The organism is Stenotrophomonas sp. ISL-67 (genome assembly GCF_018612915.1).
Classification (GTDB): Bacteria; Pseudomonadota; Gammaproteobacteria; order Xanthomonadales; family Xanthomonadaceae; genus Stenotrophomonas.
In genome coordinates this window covers 151,202-169,370 of the sequence record NZ_JAGGRL010000007.1, presented here as the reverse complement: position 1 = coordinate 169,370, position 18,169 = coordinate 151,202, and the positions used below count along the sequence as shown (strand labels likewise).

Genomic DNA, 18,169 nt, shown 5'->3' with positions numbered 1-18,169 from the left:
TACGCCATCAACTGCATGCAACGTGCATGATTCATCTTTTTCGTGCTGGCGTGGTGGTCCATGCGGGGTTGTTCAGCGCCGTATGGAAGCGCGGCCAGGACTTTGCCGATTAAGCGGGCTGGCTTCCGTTCCGCCCAGCAACGGCAGGGGCTGCGCCGGCCCGGACGGGTTCTCGAAGATGAATGGATGCACTCAGCGGATCGTAGCCCACGGCCATGCTGGACCCGCTGCCGTAGAGCAGGGGTGAGCGTCCATTTCGTTCAGCTTCGCCGCCGACGGCACGCCATCGCCCACCGTAGTGCCAGGCCCTGCCTGGCAACGCCATCCATCCGACAGCCAGGACCCGTCAGTCAGTACGGCCAATCAAACTTCCGATACACCTTGGCCATCACCCAGGCCGGCCCGATCAACAGATAGGTCAGATCGGTCAGAAAGCTCGGCTTGCGCCCTTCGAACTTGTGTCCAATGAACTGTGCGATCCAGGCCACCACGAACACGCCCAGCCCCAGCCAAGCCAGGTTGGCCAGGCCGATTTCGGCTTCGAGCAGGCGGCAGGTGCAGCCGCAGAAAAAGAAGAAGGCCAGCATGCCCAGGCCCAACCGGCGCGACATGCGGTTGTAGAAGCACCATGCGATGAACATGGCCAGGCCCGCCCAGATCCCGTACTGGAACCAGGTGATCAGCGGCGGCAGGCACCACAGCAGGGCGATGACCGACCACAGGATCGCCGGCACCGCCACCACATGGATGCGCTGGTTCAGCGTATTGCGGTGGTCGTCGGAATAGCTGGCGAAATAGCGGTCGAGGGGCCGCACAAGCTGGGTCGTGGACATTGAGCCTCCGGTTTGGGCACAGGATACTCCCGGTAGCCGACCGACCAACTTCTTTATCCCGGGCAGCGGGGCAGAGCCCCGGTCTACGGCAGCGCGGCAGAGCCCCGCTCTACGGCAGCGGGGCAGAGCCCCGCTCTACGGAGGCCCGCCGCCTGTGCCGGCGGCGGGCATATCCATCAATCCACCGAGATCCCGGCCAGCCGCTGCAGCGCCTCGGCGTACTTGGCACGGGTGCGGTCGATGACCTCTGCCGGAATGTTCGGGCCCGGGGCGGTCTTGCCCCAGTCCAGGGTTTCCAGGTAATCGCGGACGAACTGCTTGTCGTAGCTCGGCGGGCTGGTGCCCACTTCGTATTCGTCGGCCGGCCAGTAGCGCGAGGAATCCGGCGTGAGCATCTCGTCCATGATGTACAGGCGGCCATCGGCATCGGTACCGAACTCGAACTTGGTGTCGGCCAGGATGATGCCGCGCTCGCGCGCGTAATCGGCGGCGAACTTGTAGATGCGCAGGGTGGCATCGCGCACGCGCTCGGCCAGGTCCGCGCCGACCGCCTTCACCATCGCATCGAAATCGATGTTCTCGTCATGGTCGCCGACGGCGGCCTTGGTCGAGGGGGTGAAGATCGGCTCGGGCAGCTGCTCGGCCTGGCGCAGGCCGTCGGGCAGTTCAATGCCGCTGACCTTGCCGGTGCGCTGGTAGTCCTTCCAGCCGCTGCCGATGAGGTAACCGCGGGCAATGGCTTCCACCGGGACCGGTTTGAGCTTGCGGGTCACCACCGCGCGCCTGGCATACAGCGCCGGGTCGACGCCGTCGGGCAGCACGCTGGCCACGTCGATGCCGGTGAGGTGGTTGGGCATCAGGTGCGCGGTCTTGGCGAACCAGAAGTTCGACACCTGGCAGAGCATTTCGCCCTTGCCCGGGATCGGATCGGGAAGCACCACGTCGAAGGCCGACAGACGGTCGGTGGCGACCATCAGCAGGTAGTCCCCCGGCGGAGTGCCGGCGGGCAGCCGTTCGCGCGGAATGTCAAAAACATCACGCACCTTGCCGCGATGGCGCAAGGGCAGGCCGGGGAGATCGGATTGCAACAACGTGGTCGGCACGGGCACTCCTGAGGCTTCGTCGAGACAGCTGTCCAGGGCACCCGGAGGGCCCGCAGAGACAGCGGGCGGCCTAGTGTAAAGCGGGTTGGGCCCGCTGTGACGTAAAATGAGGTTCCTTTGTTGCCGCGGCCGCCCCGACGACCATGCGCTGGTACGGAAAACTGCTCGGATTCATCGCCGGTGCCCTGCTTTTCAGGCCCAACCCGCTGTTTGGTGCCGTGGTCGGCCTGCTGATCGGGCACGCCTTCGATTCCGACTGGTTCCGCCTGAACAGGGAGAATCCCTACCGGGAGCTGGGGCTGACCTCCGAGGCCACCGATGCCGAGGTCGATCTGGCCTACCGCCGGCTGATGTCCCAGTACCACCCCGACAAGGTCGTGGGCGCCGCCCCCGAGCTGCGCCAGCAGGCCGAGCGCAGATCGCGCCAGCTCAACGCCGCCTACGACCGCATCAAGACCCTGCGCAAGCGCTGAGCGCGCGCCGCCCCCTCTCTACGTCCTGAAGGCCCCGGCCATGTCCAACTGCATCATTGCCCCGTCCATCCTGTCCGCCAACTTCGCCCGGCTCGGCGAGGAAGTGGACAACGTGCTCGCCGCCGGCGCCGACTGGGTGCACTTCGACGTGATGGACAACCATTACGTGCCGAACCTGACCATCGGCCCGATGGTCTGCCAGGCGCTGCGCAAGCACGGGGTGACCGCGCCGATCGACGTGCACCTGATGGTGGAGCCGGTGGACCGCATCATTCCGGATTTCGCCGAGGCCGGCGCGACCTATATCAGCTTCCACCCCGAAGCCAGCCGCCACGTGCACCGCACCATCCAGCTGATCCGCTCGCTGGGCTGCAAGCCGGGCCTGGTGCTCAACCCGGGCACCCCGGTGGACATCCTGGACTGGGTGCTGGACGACCTGGACCTGGTGCTGCTGATGTCGGTCAACCCGGGCTTTGGCGGCCAGGCCTTCATTCCGTCGGCGCTGGACAAGCTGCGCGTGGTGCGCCAGAAGATCGATGCCAGCGGCCGTGACGTGCGCCTGGAGATCGACGGTGGGGTCAAGGCCGACAACATCGGCGCGATCGCCGCCGCCGGTGCCGATGCCTTCGTGGCCGGCTCGGCGATCTTCAACGCACCGATCAGCTACAAGGACGTGATCGACCAGATGCGCCACAACGTGGCCAAGGCCCGGGGCTGAGCATGGGCGCGGCCGGCCTGCAGATACGCGACGCCACCGCGGCCGATGCCGCGCTGATCCTGCGCTTCATCCGCGAGCTGGCGATCTACGAGAAGGCCGAATCGTCGGTGCAGACCGACGAGGCCGGTATTGTCGCCAGCCTGTTTGGCGGTGGGGCCAAGGCGCGCGCGCTGGTCTGCGAAGCCGATGGGCAGGCCGTCGGTTACGCGGTGTACTTCTACAACTATTCCACCTGGCTGGGCCGCAACGGCATCTACCTGGAAGACCTGTACGTGAGCCCGGCCCAGCGCGGCAGCGGTGCCGGCAAGGCGCTGCTGCAGTACATCGCCCGCATTGCCGTGGCCGAGGGCTGCGGCCGTTTCGAGTGGTCGGTGCTGGACTGGAACGAACCGGCGATCAAGTTCTATGAGGCTGCCGGTGCCAAGCCGCAGAGCGAGTGGACGGTATATCGCCTCGATGGAGACGCGCTGAAGGCGTTTGCGGACGGTCGCTGACGGCATCGCCTCTGACGGAAGGACCCGGCAATGCGGATGATGGGGTTCCCGCCTGCTACGTGAACACCGTCATGTATTGTCTGCCTCCTTCCCTGATGAGCAACGCAACAGCAGTACTGCCCTGCGTAGCGAATGCCGCCACCGGCAGTGTGGGCGCCGCATTGGAAACAGTGGCCAACCGCCAGAGCGTCGTGGACGTGGCAGGAATGTTGCCCTTGGCCATGCTCATCACCAGCGGCTGGTGGGCCGCCAAGTTGGCACTGCGGTACCTGCTTCAGCCTGCGCCAGCCCGTATTGACCTGCGAGACAATGCGCTCCAGGCGCCGCAACGGGGCCGCGGGCGTGTGGAGCTGCCGGTGTTGGACGTCAGGGCCCGACGCTACGGCTGATGCACAGTGCCGGGCACTCAGCCAAGGTGGATAAAAAAGACCGCACTCTTGCGAATGCGGCCCTGAGAATAGCGGGAGGCTGATCCTGCCTCCATCCATCGTCCCTGCTATGGCCTTCCATTCTCCGGGCGGTCGGTGACCGTTTGATGACGTTCACTGCACCTGACACATCGCACTGCTAGCCTGCGGCTCCCCTCCCGTGGAAGTGCTGCATGCATGGTCCCCGCTGGCGTCTGATCCTCAACGGCAAGTCCACCGGCAACGACGACCTGCGCGCGGCCGTGCACGCGCTTCGTGACGAGGGGGTCACCCTGGAAGCGCGCGTCACCTGGGAAGACGGCGACGCTGAGCGCTACGTGGCCGAGGCGATCGAGCATGGGGTGGATACCATCATTGCCGCCGGGGGCGACGGCACCCTGAGCGAAGTGGCGGAAACCCTGGCCCACCGTGATGAGGCCGCCGACGTGCTGCCTACCTTGGGGCTGGTCCCGCTGGGCACCGCCAACGATTTTGCCACGGGCGCCGGCATTCCCGACGAACCATTGCAGGCGCTGAAGCTGATCCAGGCACAGGCGGCGCGCCCGCTGGACTTGTTGCGCATCGATGCCGACGGCGAACGGTGGTGGTGCGCGAACGTGGCCAGCGGTGGCTTCGGTACGGAGGTGACGGTGGAAACTGACGAGGGCCTGAAGAAGGTTCTCGGCGGGCTGGCGTACCTCGCCACCGGCATCTCCCGGCTGGGGCGGATCGAGCCGATCCAGGCCCGGTTGCGAACGCCTGACTTCAGCTGGGAGGGTGGCTTCATCGCCCTCGGCATCGGCAATGGGCGGCAAGCCGGTGGTGGCCAGGTGCTGTGTCCGGAGGCGCTGGTGGATGACGGCCTGCTCGACATCACCGTGATCCCGGAGCTGAGTGGCGAAGTAGCCTCGACACTCGGGGCGCTGATCCGCGGCGGCAAACAGGGCGCGCTGGAGCAGGTAGCCGAACGCACCCGCGCGCCATGGGTGGAGATCGAAGCTGACGAGCAGATGACACTCAACCTGGATGGCGAACCGGTGCGCGCGCGACGCTTCCGCATCGACTGTGTGGCGGCACGCGTGCGCATGCACCTACCGCTGGACAGCGCGCTCCTCCAGTAGCGGTTGCCGCATCGCCCGCCGTAGAGCCGGGCCTTGCCCGGCTGCCTCACAGCAGCGGAATATCCTCTTCCTTCGTGGGGAAGCCAAATGCCTCGCGCTTCTGCCGGATGCCATCGGGCATGGAAGGCTGCGGGATGTTGCGCTCAACCAGCCACTGCTGGCACTTTTTCTGCCAAGAAAGCAGGTCCGGTGTGGTGATGCCCCAATAGATGTGCTCGGCCATGATCATCCGGTCGGGCTTGCCGGAAACCTTCGGGGGCGTGAGCATGATCGTTGGATCCGCGCCGTGCTTAAGTAACCAGTAAGCGTGTTCGAAACCGCCCCGGGTGGTGTACCAGCTGAGGACAGTATCGGCGCTACCCCTGTTCGCTTCGTTGATGTTCGCCCCATTCTCGATGAGCAGCTTTACGTTCTCCCATTGATTGCCGGAAATGAACGCCTGAAACAACAGCGTCTCGTTGCCCGAGTTCCGCGTGTTCGGATCTCCGCCATGCTTGAGGAGCAGTGCCAGAAAGCGTGGATCGTCCATCTTGGCGGCATAGACCATCGCGTTGTTGAAGCGGAGCTCGCGACCTTCCACTTGCTTCACCTCGCGCGCATTCGGGTCGGCGCCGTTCTCCAGCAGTGAGCGCAGCCCCTCAAGGTTTCCTGCGCGGAAGGGCCACGCCACCAAGGGGATGCCGTCGCGCTTGGCAAACGTCTTGTCGGGATCAACCCCTTCATCCTTGATCAGGCGGCGAATGGTTTGCGTGTCACCGCCCTCGGTTGCGATAGCCAACTCCAATGCCTGCCCATCGAAGTAGTCAACAGCGCCATGTGGAGAAGATGCCGTGCAGCCGCTGAGCGCAAGGAGTATCAGCCATGCGATTACAGCCAGCGCAGTCTTCACGACATGAGTCGCTTCAATGTGTGCGAAACATTTCAACGCTGGCGCTCCCAAGGGCTCGGAATAGGCACCTTGTCAGAGAAGCGGAACGTCCTCTTCTCTCGTTGGGAAACCAAAGGCTTCACGCTTCTGCCTGATTCCGTCTGGCATAGGTGGACGCGGGATGTTTCGCTCGACCAACCACTGCTGGCATTTCTTCTGCCACGGCAGAAGATCCGGAGTAGTGATACCCCAGTAAATGTGTTCAGCAATGAACATGCGGTCCGGCTCGCCGATCGATGACTTGAGCATCACGGTCGGGTCCGCACCGTGCTGAAGAAGCCAGTAAACGTGCTCGAAGCCACCACGACCGCTGTACCAGCTGATAGGGGTATCGGAAGGGCCGAGGCTGGGCTCATTTACGTCCGCGCCGCCCTCCACCAACAGCTTCACGTTGTCCCACTGGTTGCCGCTGATGAATGCCTGGTAGAGCAATGTCTCATTGTTGGAGTTGCGCGTGTTGGGGTCGCCACCATGCTTCAGGAGCAACGCGAGAAAGCGCGGATCGTCCATCTTGGCGGCGTAGACCATGGCATTGTTGAAGTGGACCACCTCACCGTTCATCTGCTTCACCAGCCGCGCATTGGGGTTCGCGCCGTTCTCCAACATGGCGCGCAGGCCATCCAGGTTCTTTGCTCGCAATGGCCATGCCAGCAGAGGAATGCCATCGCGACTGGAGAACGAATTGTCGGGTTTAACCCCGTCCTCCTTGATAAGCCGCCGAATGGCATCAAGATCGCCATCCTCACTGGCGATTGCCAGCTTCAGTTCGCTTCCGGTGAAATACTGGTCTGCACCATGCGCAGACGTCGCGGCGCACCCGCTGAGCGCAAAAAGCGTGATCCATGCCGCACTTAGAAGGGTTTTTGTCATCAAGTTGTGAAGGCCGACGCGCATGATCATCCTGATGTTGAACCCCTGAAGGGGGTGACATTAGCAAAACGTTCTGTTATTCGATAACCAGCGCGGCTCGGGGGGCGCGCCTTCACTGTGCAATGGAGCTTGCCATGAGTGGTCCCGATATCGAGGCGCGCGCCCGCGCCATCCAGGAACAGAATCTTCTTGTCGAGCGGCTGCGTGAAAGCGGCAACGACAACGAAGCGGATCGTCTCCAGGAAACCTATCATGCGCGCGAGATGTCTGGTCTTGCCGCCGATGTCTATCTATCAGCCAAGGGTGATGGCGAGCCGCCTGCCGGTTGGGTCCGCGCCAGTGCTGATCCGGAGGCCCTTCGGGCCGCTGGCATCAACATGTCGGATGAAGAAGTTCGCAACCATCTCAGTCCCACGCAGTCTGGGTTCCGCGCAGAGATATACCTTCCTGACAAGCGGGTGATGGGTGAGGGTGCCAAGCCTGTCGTTGTATTCAAAGGCTCGACCGGCGAAATCATGGATCCATCCGCCCCAAGTGGTCGGCGTGAATCCGGCGGAGAGGACTTCCTCAACAATGGTCAGCAGGGTATCGGCATGCGTAGTGATTACTACGATCGCGCGATGACGCTGGCTGTGCGGCTGCAGGATCGCGTCGGCAACAACTTCGAAATCGCCGGCCACTCCCTCGGCGGCGGCATGGCGTCCGCCGCGTCCGCCGTCACCGGCGCCCGCGCCACGACCTTCAACGCCGCCGGTCTGCATCCGGACACCGCGTCGCGTTACGCCAAAGACAACGGCCTGCCCACCTTCAACCCGCAGCAGACCGTACACACCTACCAGACCAGTGGTGAGGTGCTCAACGACGTGCAGAACGGGATGCAGCGCCTCAACGACCAGCAGCGCCACGCCTACGGGCTGCTGGCCAACGAAGCCAGCATGCTGATGCGCGAACCGCTGATGCAGGCCAAGGTGGCCGAGAAGATGCGCGAGATGCTGCCGCCCGGTGCGCAGACCGCAGCCGCGCAGTTCGTCGAACAGCTGGCCACCAAGCCGGGCTACGAGGCACTTCGCGACATCCCGGTGGCGGCGGGGCGCATGGAGCTGGTGCTCGACCCCAAGACCCGCGATGCGAAGGACAACCTGGTGGACCGCGCGCGCACCGATGCCCCCAGCCAGGTGGCCGAGCTGGCCGGCCCGTTGTCCAAGGTGTTGCACTCGGCCGCGCATGGCATGCACAACGGGCGGGTGGTGGGCGAAGTGGTGGAGAAGGGCGGGGCAACCGCAGCCCACGTCCTTGACCGCACCGGCGACGCAGTGGAGCAGGTGGCCCGCGTACAGGGCATGGTGGTGGGCAAGGTGGTCGACATGGGCTCGGCCACGCTGCAGGTGAGCGCCAAAGCCACCACCACCGTGTATGCCCAGGGCCGCGAGCTGACCGGGATGATCGAGTCCACGGCACACCGCGTGGAGTCGCGCGCGCAGTCCGGCATTCTGTCGGTGGCCTCGTGGGGCGCCGGCAAGCTGGGGTTCGACAACGCCGCCAAGGAGCTCGACAGCCGCGCCGATGCCATACAAGCGGCAGGCCAGGCGCGCGCCACCGCCGCCAGCCGCGATGCCCGCGAAGACGCCGATGCCGCGCGTGCCGCGGGCCAGCGCACTGCCGACAGCATTGACCGGAACGGCCAATGGGTTGCCGGCAAGCTGCAGGACGGCTACGCCACGGCCGGCGCCTATGTCGACCAGGGCTACGACTTCGCGGCGCACCACATCAAGAACACCACGGCGCAGGCACCGGCGGTGTTCGCCTCGGTGGGCGGAGCCGTCGCGGGCCTGCGCGGCGCGGCCGCCACTTACGTGCCCACGGCGCTGACGCCGCAGAACATCGGCAACATCGTGGAGACAAAACGGTTGGTCGACAGCATCGGCCCCGCGTTTGCCGAAGCCGTGCAGCGCCACGGGATGAAGGAAACGGTCATTCCCAGCCTGGACGCCGAGCTCATCAAGCAGGAGGCGCAGGCCCGCGCGCTGCTGGAACAGCACGAGCGCATCCAACACCCGGCGGAGAAGCACGCCGCCATCGGCGCCGAGCCGTCCACGCTGGTGGTTGGTATCAACGATCCCGGCCACAGGCAGTACCACATGTTCCAGGGTGCCCAGTCCGGGGTCCACGGCATCGATGCGGCCCACAACCGCGTGCCCGACCTTCAGAGCGACCAGTTGGCCGGTGCGCTGGCGGCCAGGGCCACGCAGGAGGGCCTGGAACGCATTGAACGTGTGGTACTGAGCGAGGACCGCACCCGCGTGTTTGCGGTCGATACCCAGGATCTCACCTCGGTGCATCGCCACCTGGCGCAGGTGGACGTGGTGGCCGGCCGGCAGCAGCCGCTCAGCGTAAGCACCGAGCAGGTGGCCGAGGTCAACCGCCAGCAGGAGCGCACCGCCGCCGTCCCGGTCCCGGTGCTGGTGGCCGACCTGGGCGCCGAACAGCGCGAGCAGGAGCAGCAGGCCGCGCGCCGCATGGGCTGACACCCCTGGCCCTGTTGGCGGCTGAACCGCCGGCAGGGCCGGGTTTCGACCCGGCACCGGCGGGTTCCATCCGGTGCCGCCAATGCGGTACAGTCCCCGGGTGTCCATTCTGACGACCCCGCATACCCTTTCTTCCGCTCGCCGTTGGTGGCGATGGTGGCCTGTTGCCGTCGTCCGTCCCGCCACCGCCGTTTCCCGGAAGGAAAGTCGTCTTGATCACGTTCGAGCAGTTCCAGCAGCAGGCCGCTGAAGGCCACACCCGCATCCCCGTCGTCCGTGAAGTGCTGTCCGACCTGGACACGCCGCTTTCGGTGTATCTGAAGCTCGCCGACGGCCCGCATACCTACCTGTTCGAATCGGTCGAAGGCGGCGAACGCTTCGGGCGCTATTCCATCATCGGCCTGCCGGCCCGGCGCGTGTACGCGTTCCACGGCCACACCCTGACCGTGAGCGAGTCCGGGCAGGTGGTGGAAACCCGTGAGGTCGCCGACCCGTTCACCGAGGTCGAGGCGCTGCGCAGCGCCCACTCGGTGCCCAAGCTGGCCGGCCTGCCGGGCTTCACCGGTGGCCTGGTGGGCTGGTTCGGGTTCGAGTGCATTGGCTACATCGAACCGCGCCTGGCCCCGCCGCGCGGCCGCGACGAACTCGGTACTCCCGACATCCTGCTGCTGCATTCCGAAGAGCTGGCGGTGTTCGACAACCTCAAGGGCCGCCTGTACCTGATCGTGCATGCCGACCCGGGCCAGCCCGGCGCATGGGACGAGGCGAAGGCGCGGCTGGACGGCCTGGTCACCAAACTGCGCGCCCCCGGCGCGGGTTACCCGGCGCCGATCACCCGCGACGTGCTGGACGAAAACGACTTCGTGTCCGGCTTCACCCGCGAAGGCTTCATCGCCGCGGTCGACAAGTCCAAGGAATACATCCGCGCCGGTGACATCTTCCAGGTGGTGCTCAGCCAGCGCCTGAGCGTGCCGTTCAAGGCACGCCCGGTGGATGTGTACCGCGCCCTTCGAGCGCTGAATCCCTCGCCGTACATGTACTTCCTCGATACCGGCGACGTGCAGGTGGTCGGCTCCTCGCCGGAGATCCTGGTACGTCTGCAGGATGGCGAAGTGACCGTGCGCCCAATCGCCGGCACCCGCCCGCGTGGTGCCACGGTGGAAGAAGACAACGCGCTGGAAGCCGAACTGCTGGCCGATCCCAAGGAACGCGCCGAGCACCTGATGCTGATCGACCTGGGCCGCAACGATGCGGGCCGCGTTTCCAAGGCCGGCACGGTCGAAGTGGGCGAACAGTTCGTGATCGAACGCTACAGCCACGTCATGCACATCGTCAGCGAAGTGACCGGCCAGTTGCAGCCGGGTCTGAGTTACGCCGACGTACTGCGCGCCACGTTCCCGGCCGGCACGGTCAGCGGCGCACCGAAGATCCGCGCGCTGGAAGTGATCCGCGAACTGGAGCCGATCAAGCGGAATGTCTACGCCGGCAGCATCGGCTACATCGGCTGGCATGGCGACGCAGACACTGCAATTGCAATCCGCACGGCGGTGATCAAGGACGGCCGCCTGCACGTGCAGGCTGGCGCCGGCATCGTCTATGACTCGGATCCTGGCAAGGAATGGGGCGAGACCATGAACAAGGGTCGCGCGCTGTTCCGTGCCGTCGCGCAGGCCGCCAAGGGCCTGTAATTCACCCGGTTGCCGGCCAACGGCCGGCGCTACCGATCCGCATTGAATCCTTGATTCCAGGAATTTGCCATGTTGTTGATGCTCGACAACTACGACAGCTTCACCTACAACCTCGTGCAGTACCTGCAGACGCTCGGTGCGGAGGTGAAGGTGGTGCGCAACGACGCGTTGAGCGTCGATGAGATCGCCGCGCTCGCCCCCGAGCGCATCGTGATCTCGCCCGGCCCGTGCACGCCCAACGAAGCGGGCGTGTCGCTGGAGCTGATCCGGCGGCTCGGCCCGACCACGCCGATCCTGGGCGTGTGCCTGGGCCACCAGGGCATCGGCCAGGTGTACGGCGGTGATGTCATCCGCGCCGGCACCATCATGCACGGCAAGACCTCGCCCATCCGCCACCTGGGCAAGGGCGTGTTCGCCGGCCTGCCGGACCGCTACCAGGCCACCCGCTACCATTCGCTGGTGGTGGACAAAACCACGCTGCCCGACTGCCTGGAAGTGACCGCCTGGACCGAGAACGCCGACGGCACAGTTGAAGAGATCATGGGACTGCGCCACCGCGAGCATCCGGTGGAAGGCGTGCAGTTCCATCCCGAATCGATCCTCACCGAGCACGGCCACGCCCTGCTGAAGAATTTCCTGCAAAGGACCCCCGCATGACCTTCTCCCCCCAGGAAGCCCTGCAACGCACCATCGAGCACCGCGAAATCTTCTTCGACGAGATGGTCGACCTGATGCGCCAGGTAATGCGCGGTGATGTCTCGCCGGTGATGACCGCCGCGATCCTCACCGGCCTGCGGGTCAAGAAGGAAACCGTGGGCGAGATCGCTGGTGCGGCCACGGTCATGCGCGAGCTGGCGCTGGCGGTGCCGGTTGAAGACAAGACCCACCTGATCGACATCGTCGGTACTGGTGGCGATGGCTCGCATACCTTCAACATTTCCACCTGCGCGATGTTCGTGGTCGCCGCAGCGGGGGCGAAGGTCGCCAAACACGGCAACCGCAGCGTCTCCTCCAAGTCCGGCAGCGCCGATGCGGTTGAAGCACTGGGCGCGATCATCGAGCTGCGCCCGGAGGAGGTAGCCCGTGCGATCAGTGAAACCGGGATCGGCTTCATGTTCGCGCCGATGCACCACCCGGCGATGAAGGTCGTGGCGCCGGTGCGCCGCGAAATGGGCGTACGCACCATCTTCAACATCCTCGGCCCGCTGACCAATCCGGTCGGTGCCACCAACGTGCTGATGGGCGTGTTCCATCCGGACCTGGTCGGCATCCAGGCGCGCGTGCTGCGCGAGCTGGGCGCCGAGCGCGCGCTGGTGGTGTGGGGGCGCGACAACATGGATGAGATCTCGCTCGGCGCCGGTACCCTGGTGGGTGAGCTGCGCGACGGCAAGGTGCGCGAGTACGAGATCCACCCGGAAGATTTCGGCATCGCCATGTCGGCCAGCCGCAACCTCAAGGTGAGCGGGCCGGAAGAGTCGATCGCGATGCTGCGTGGCGTGCTCGATAACCAGCCCGGCCCGGCGCTGGATATCGTGGCGCTCAATGCCGGTGCGGCACTGTATGTGGCGGGCGTGGCCAACAGCATCGCCGATGGCCTGGTCCGGGCCCGCGCTGTCATCGCCGACGGCAGCGCCCGCCTGCGCATGCAGGAATACGTCGACGCCACCCAGCGCATCCGCCACGCGGGCTGAGCCCCGCCTTCACGCATTGCCCCCGGCTGGCCGATAATGGCCGGCCTGAAGGACCCCGAACAACATGAGCGACAAGAGCGACATCCTCGAGACCATCCTGGCCCGCAAGGCCGTTGAAGTGGCCGAGCGCCGTGCCCGCGTGCCCCTGGAAGCGCTGCAGGCCCGCCTGGCGGACGCCCCGCCGGTGCGCGGCTTTGCCGATGCGCTGCGCGCCTCGATCGCGGCCGGCGACCCGGCGGTGATTGCCGAAGTCAAGAAGGCCAGCCCGTCCAAGGGCGTGATCCGCCCGGACTTCCGCCCGGCCGATATTGCGGTGAGCTACGAATTCGGCGGCGCCAGCTGCCTGTCGGTGCTGACCGACGTGGATTTCTTCCAGGGCGACGATGCTTACCTGGAACAGGCGCGCGGGGCGTGCACGCTGCCGGTACTGCGCAAGGACTTCGTGATCGATGCCTACCAGGTCTATGAAGCGCGGGTACTGGGCGCCGACTGCATCCTGCTGATCGTGGCCGCGCTGGAAGACCGCCAGCTGGCGGAGCTGTCCGACCTGGCCATGCAGCTGGGCATGGACGTGCTGGTGGAAGTGCACGACATCGACGAGCTCGAACGCGCCATCCAGGTGCCGGTGCCGCTGATCGGCATCAACAACCGCAACCTGCGTACCTTCGAGGTGTCGTTGCAGACCACCCTGGAGATGCGCCAGGCCGTGCCGCGCGACCGCCTGCTGGTGACCGAGAGCGGCATTCTGGGCGCCGACGACGTCAGCCTGATGCGCAATGCCGGCGTGCATGCGTTCCTCGTCGGCGAAGCGTTCATGCGCGTTGAAGAACCCGGCGAGGGCCTGCGTCAGCTATTCTTCAGCGCATGACTGTGATCTATCCGACTCCGCGCGACGACGCGCCGCTGGTGGTCTTCGACTTTGACCACACCCTGTACGACGGCGATTCCGGCAGCCACCTGTTCGCCTCGCTGATCAAGCGCAACCCGCTGCGGCTGCTGGCCGCGCTGCTGGTCACGCCGGTGGCCGGGCCGATGGCGGCCATGCTGCCGACCCGCCGCGCCGGTATTTCGGTGTATGTCTGGATCGCTACGTTCGGCCTGCACCGTGCGCGCGAGTTCAACCGGGTGATCGATGCCTACGTGCTCACGCACGAGGCGCAGCTGCGGGCCAAACTGCTGCCGCAGGCGCTGGAGGTGTTCGCCGCGCACCGCGCGCAGGGCGATCGCGTAGTGGTGGCCACCGGCGCCCCCCCGGAGCTGGCCCGCGCCATCCTTGCCTTCGTCGCCCACCAGGGCGTGCCGGTGATCGGCAGTGAAGTGGGTCCGCGCTTCGGCGCGGTCGGCGCCACCCGCCACTGCCACAATGAAGAAAAGATGCGCATGCTGCGCGAGCGCGGCTATGGCGACATCGACGTGGCTTATTCCGACAGCACCGCCGACCTGCCGCTGCTGCTGGCGGCGAAGGCACCGGTAGTGGTGAATCCGAAGCATTCCAAGGTGGCGTTCTTCCGCCAGGTGCTGAAGCCCGGAACGCGGATCCTCAATTGGGGATGCGTGGACCGCGGCGGCGAGAAATCCTGACCTCACGGCCGGCCCACGCGATGCAGACGAAGGGCATCACGCCCCCAGCCACCCGTGGACGGCCCGGCTGATCTGGAACAGGCTGATCGACAGTACCAGCACGCCCACGGCCACCAGCACCCAGCGTTCCTTGACCCGCTTCACCAGCACCGCCGCCAGCGGCGCGGCCATCATGCCGCCGATCAACAGGCCGGCCACGATGTTCAGGTACTGCAGGCCCATCGAAAGCAGGAAGGTGATCGACACCGCCAGGGTCACCACGAACTCGGCTGCATTGACCGTGCCGATGGTGGTGCGGGCCTGCCCGCCACGGGCCAGCAGGGTGGCGGTGGCCACCGGACCCCAGCCGCCACCGCCGCTGGCGTCCAGCAGCCCGGCGAAGAAACCCAGCACCGGCACCCGCTTCACTTCCTGCCTTGGCACCAGCCGGCCGGCCGCGCGCAGCAGGATGAAGATCGCCAGGATCAGCAGGTAGCCATAGATGAAAGGGCGGACGGCCTCGCCCGGCAGCTGGGTCAGTACATAGGCACCCAGAATCCCGCCGATCGCGCCGGGCAGGGCCAGGCGCAGGAACAGCCGCCTGTCCACATTGCCGGCCACAAGATGTGAAACACCCGAAGCGCCTGTCGTGAACACCTCTGCGGTGTGCACGCTTGCGCTGACCGCCGCCGGCGGCAGGCCCATGCTGAGCATCACTGAAGAAGAGACCAGCCCGAAGGCCATGCCCAACGCGCCGTCCACCAGCTGCGCGCCAAGCCCGATCAGGATGAACCAATAGAATTCGCTGCCAGGTGCCATGCCGTCACCCTAACGGCAATGCGTGAACGACGCTGTCATGCCCGACGGCAGCGCCGGCCGTTGGCCGGCAACCGAATTCACCGGGTGCCGTAGAGAACCACCGTTTTCCCACGGGCATGCAGCAGGCCATCGCTCTGCAGCTTCTTGAGCACGCGGCCGGCCATTTCGCGCGAGCAGCCAACCAGGCGGGCCAGCTCCTGGCGCGACACGCGCAGCTGGGTGCCCTGCGGGTGGCTCATGGCCTCCGGTTCGCGGGCCAGGTCGTGCAGGGTGCGCACGATGCGGTCGGTGACATCCAGGAACGCCAGGCGGCTGGCCTTGCGGCTGGTATCCAGCAGGCGCTTGGAGATCTGCTGGCCCAGTGCGTACAGCAGCCGCGGCGCGTCGGTGGACAGCGGGCCCAGGAACAGCTGGTGCAGCCGCTCATAGCTGATCTCGGCCAGCTCGCAGGGGGTCCGGGTGCGCAGGATGACCTCGCGGCGGTCGGTTTCCACGAACAGGCCCATTTCGCCGACGAACTCCCCGGAGCCGAAGTAGCCGAGGACCAGTTCGCGGTCGTCCTCTTCCTCGGCAATGATGGAAACCGAGCCACTGATCACGTAATAGAGGGTTCCAGCGGGGTCGCCGGGGCGGAAAACATCCGTGCGGGCCGGGTAGCGGCGTCGATGGCTGTGGGCGAGAAAGCGGTCAATGGTGGCGATGTCCAGGGCCAATGGACTCGTGGCAAGGCGCACAGATGACACGTTGAGGCGCTCCCTTTGCTCATGAACAATTCACGGCTATGTGCCGCGAGCTTAACGATCAGGGTTGTGAAGGGCAAACCCCAACACAGCAACTTGTATCAATGCAAGTTTCGCCCCCGATCACTTTGCCCCATAATTGATCCTTTCCCACCACACACAGGATCGACCGCCGTGGTCAAGCCGTTGCCTCGCCTGAGGTTGCAGGGTTTCAACAACCTCACCAAGGCGCTGAGCTTCAACATCTATGACGTGTGTTACGCCCGCACCGAAGAGGAGCGTCAGCGTTACATTGAATACATCGATGAAGAGTACAACGCCGATAGGCTGACTCAGATCTTGACCGATGTCGCTGAGATCATCGGCGCCAACATCCTCAACGTCGCGCGCCAGGACTACGATCCGCAGGGTGCTTCGGTGACGATCCTGATCTCCGAAGAACCGGTGATCGACAAGAAGCTGGCGGGCAAGGAGTTGATCTCCGATGCCGTGGTAGCGCACATGGACAAGAGCCACATCACGGTCCATACCTACCCTGAAACCCACCCGCAGGAAGGCATCGCCACGTTCCGCGCGGACATCGATGTGGCTACCTGTGGCGTGATTTCGCCGCTGAAGGCGCTGAACTACCTGATCGAGAGTCTGGAATCGGACATCGTGATCATGGACTACCGCGTGCGTGGCTTCACCCGTGACGTGAAGGGTAAGAAGCACTACATCGATCACAAGATCAACTCGATCCAGAACTTCCTGGCCAAGAACATCAAGTCGCGTTACGAGATGTTCGACGTCAACGTCTACCAGGAAAACATCTTCCACACGAAGATGCACCTGAAGGACTTCGACCTGGACCAGTACCTGTTCGAGGAAAAGGCCAAGAACATCTCGTTCAAGGAACGCATGAAGATCGAAGCGCTGCTCAAGCGCGAGATCGAAGAGCTGTTCCACGGCCGCAACCTGTCCGAGTAATACCCTGCGACACCCGCCCGGGCCCTGGCCTGGGCGGTGCTGCACAAGGCGGGACGTCCCGCCCTGTGGAACATCTGATTTGCGCAGAATCATTGTTCCACGGCACGCTACCGATGACGGTCCGGTGTGAAGACGCCGGGCCGTTTTGTTTTTGTTTAGGAGGCAACCCCATGCCCTGGATCTACCTGCTGCTGGCCGGCCTGTTTGAAATCGGCTTTGCGATCGGAATGAAATATTCGGACGGTTTCAGCAAGCCGCTGCCCACGCTCGCCACGGTGGGCGCGGCACTGGTCAGCCTGTACCTGATGAGCCAAGCCATGAAGTCCATCCCGGTGGGCACCGCCTACGCGATCTGGACCGGCATCGGTGCCCTGGGCGTGGCGATCCTGGGCATCTTCCTGTTCGGCGACAGCGCGTCGGCGCCGCGGTTGGCGTGCATCGGCCTGATCGTGGCGGGGGTGATCGGCCTGAAACTGGTGTCCGGGTAATCCCGGTAGCGCCGGCCGTTGGCCGGCCCTCATGAACGTTGATGCGGTCCCAGGGCCGGCCAACGGCCGGCGCTACCGGTGTGCGTTACAACCGATAAGCGATGGTCTTCATGGCCTTGGAGGCCAAGGCCATCACGCCCGGGATCGGGAAGGGCAGCCTGCGTGCGCCGGCGTGCTCGGCGTGTTCGGCGTGGCGGGCCTCGTCGATCTTCATCACCTTGAGGATCTCGCGGCTGCGCTGGTCGGTCGGCGGCAGGGTGTCCAGGTGCTCGTCCAGGTGGGCTTCCACCTGGCGCTCGGTTTCCACCACGAAGCCCAGGTTCCAGCCATCTCCGCGCAGGCCGGCCAGGGTGCCTATCGTGTAGCTGCCGGCGTACCAGATCGGGTTGAACAGGCTGGGCCGGCTGTCCAGCTCGCGCAGGCGTCGGGCGCACCAGGCCAGGTGGTCGGTTTCCTCCTGGGCCGCTTCGAGCAGGTGGGCCCGGGTCTCCGGCTCCTGCGCCACCGCGGCCTGGCCGAAGTACAGGCCCTGGGCACAGACCTCGCCGACATGGTTGATCCGCATCAGGCCGGCAGCGTGGCGGCGCTGGGCGGTGTCCAGTGCTGCGTCCGGGGTGGCCTCGGCCGGGTAGGGCCGGCTGGCCGGCGGGTTGCCGAACACCGTGTCCAGGGCGCGCTGCGCTTCGGTCAGCAGGTGGTCGAGCGGGGTGATCTGGCGGAACGCGGTCATGCGGTTCGGCAT

At 65.4% G+C, this 18,169-nt stretch carries 19 protein-coding genes; 12 read left to right on the top strand and 7 right to left on the bottom strand.

The genetic code is table 11. The features are described 5' to 3' along the window. Positions 1–350: 350 nt before the first annotated feature. Positions 351–833: an Mpo1-like protein gene (locus J7J08_RS09630; RefSeq protein WP_214904512.1), complete on the bottom strand. Its 483-nt coding sequence runs from the start codon at positions 831–833 to the stop codon at positions 351–353. A 176-nt stretch (positions 834–1,009) separates the two neighbouring features. Then, positions 1,010–1,936, bottom strand: a complete 927-nt coding sequence (locus J7J08_RS09625) for a phosphoribosylaminoimidazolesuccinocarboxamide synthase (protein ID WP_214904509.1) — start codon at positions 1,934–1,936, stop codon at positions 1,010–1,012. A 143-nt stretch (positions 1,937–2,079) separates the two neighbouring features. Here J7J08_RS09625 and J7J08_RS09620 point away from each other — a divergent pair, with 143 nt between their 5' ends. The 4 genes from J7J08_RS09620 (at position 2,080) to yegS (ending at position 5,149) form a co-directional block, all read left to right on the top strand. Continuing rightward, positions 2,080–2,409: a DnaJ domain-containing protein gene (locus J7J08_RS09620; protein WP_070207432.1), complete on the top strand. Its 330-nt coding sequence runs from the start codon at positions 2,080–2,082 to the stop codon at positions 2,407–2,409. 40 nt (positions 2,410–2,449) lie between these two features. Next, positions 2,450–3,127, top strand: a complete 678-nt coding sequence (gene rpe, locus J7J08_RS09615) for a ribulose-phosphate 3-epimerase (RefSeq protein ID WP_068854293.1) — start codon at positions 2,450–2,452, stop codon at positions 3,125–3,127. A 2-nt stretch (positions 3,128–3,129) separates the two neighbouring features. Further along, entirely contained in the window at positions 3,130–3,621 is a 492-nt protein-coding gene (locus J7J08_RS09610) for a GNAT family N-acetyltransferase (RefSeq protein WP_214904506.1), read from the top strand. Positions 3,622–4,222: 601 nt separating this feature from the next. Beyond that, positions 4,223–5,149 (top strand): lipid kinase YegS, encoded by a 927-nt coding sequence (gene yegS, locus J7J08_RS09605; protein ID WP_214904502.1) that lies wholly within the window; start codon positions 4,223–4,225, stop codon positions 5,147–5,149. 46 nt (positions 5,150–5,195) lie between these two features. Here yegS and J7J08_RS09600 read toward each other — a convergent pair whose 3' ends face one another. Together J7J08_RS09600 and J7J08_RS09595 are read right to left on the bottom strand one after the other, a co-directional pair. Continuing rightward, entirely contained in the window at positions 5,196–6,038 is an 843-nt protein-coding gene (locus J7J08_RS09600) for an ankyrin repeat domain-containing protein (protein WP_343237722.1), read from the bottom strand. A 72-nt stretch (positions 6,039–6,110) separates the two neighbouring features. Continuing rightward, the gene (locus J7J08_RS09595; protein WP_251006540.1) at positions 6,111–6,971 is read right to left on the bottom strand and encodes an ankyrin repeat domain-containing protein; all 861 of its coding nucleotides are present in this window, start codon (positions 6,969–6,971) and stop codon (positions 6,111–6,113) included. 110 nt (positions 6,972–7,081) lie between these two features. Between J7J08_RS09595 and J7J08_RS09590 the strand changes: the two genes are divergently transcribed. From J7J08_RS09590 to J7J08_RS09565, 6 genes are all read left to right on the top strand, one after another. Beyond that, positions 7,082–9,472, top strand: a complete 2,391-nt coding sequence (locus J7J08_RS09590; protein WP_251006539.1) for an XVIPCD domain-containing protein — start codon at positions 7,082–7,084, stop codon at positions 9,470–9,472. Between the two features lie 212 nt (positions 9,473–9,684). Beyond that, positions 9,685–11,160, top strand: coding sequence for an anthranilate synthase component I (trpE, locus tag J7J08_RS09585; protein ID WP_214904496.1), 1,476 nt, complete (start codon positions 9,685–9,687; stop codon positions 11,158–11,160). 69 nt (positions 11,161–11,229) lie between these two features. Further along, complete coding sequence (locus J7J08_RS09580; protein WP_214904493.1) at positions 11,230–11,817, top strand: aminodeoxychorismate/anthranilate synthase component II; 588 nt, start codon at positions 11,230–11,232, stop codon at positions 11,815–11,817. Continuing rightward, complete coding sequence (gene trpD / locus J7J08_RS09575; protein ID WP_214904491.1) at positions 11,814–12,851, top strand: anthranilate phosphoribosyltransferase; 1,038 nt, start codon at positions 11,814–11,816, stop codon at positions 12,849–12,851. Before J7J08_RS09580 ends, trpD begins: the two co-directional genes overlap by 4 nt. Before the next feature lie 64 nt (positions 12,852–12,915). Continuing rightward, a complete protein-coding gene (gene trpC / locus J7J08_RS09570; RefSeq protein WP_214904489.1) occupies positions 12,916–13,719 on the top strand; it encodes an indole-3-glycerol phosphate synthase TrpC in 804 nt (267 codons plus the stop codon). Next, complete coding sequence (locus tag J7J08_RS09565; protein WP_214904488.1) at positions 13,716–14,432, top strand: haloacid dehalogenase-like hydrolase; 717 nt, start codon at positions 13,716–13,718, stop codon at positions 14,430–14,432. Before trpC ends, J7J08_RS09565 begins: the two co-directional genes overlap by 4 nt. Positions 14,433–14,468: 36 nt before the next feature. Here the strand turns inward: J7J08_RS09565 and J7J08_RS09560 are convergent, their stop codons facing one another. Together J7J08_RS09560 and crp are read right to left on the bottom strand one after the other, a co-directional pair. Further along, positions 14,469–15,230 carry a sulfite exporter TauE/SafE family protein gene (locus J7J08_RS09560; protein ID WP_214904487.1) on the bottom strand — a complete coding sequence of 254 codons (762 nt, stop codon included), beginning with the start codon at positions 15,228–15,230 and terminating at the stop codon, positions 14,469–14,471. Positions 15,231–15,307: 77 nt separating this feature from the next. Continuing rightward, a complete protein-coding gene (gene crp / locus J7J08_RS09555; RefSeq protein WP_214904486.1) occupies positions 15,308–15,973 on the bottom strand; it encodes a cAMP-activated global transcriptional regulator CRP in 666 nt (221 codons plus the stop codon). Between the two features lie 171 nt (positions 15,974–16,144). Between crp and speD the strand changes: the two genes are divergently transcribed. Beyond that, positions 16,145–16,939, top strand: a complete 795-nt coding sequence (gene speD / locus J7J08_RS09550; RefSeq protein ID WP_017354544.1) for an adenosylmethionine decarboxylase — start codon at positions 16,145–16,147, stop codon at positions 16,937–16,939. Between the two features lie 170 nt (positions 16,940–17,109). Further along, a complete protein-coding gene (sugE, locus tag J7J08_RS09545) occupies positions 17,110–17,427 on the top strand; it encodes a quaternary ammonium compound efflux SMR transporter SugE (protein WP_214904484.1) in 318 nt (105 codons plus the stop codon). 85 nt (positions 17,428–17,512) lie between these two features. On the opposite strand, the gene coq7 is transcribed toward sugE, so the two are convergent. Then, positions 17,513–18,157 (bottom strand): 2-polyprenyl-3-methyl-6-methoxy-1,4-benzoquinone monooxygenase, encoded by a 645-nt coding sequence (coq7, locus tag J7J08_RS09540; protein ID WP_214904483.1) that lies wholly within the window; start codon positions 18,155–18,157, stop codon positions 17,513–17,515. Positions 18,158–18,169 lie beyond the last annotated feature (12 nt).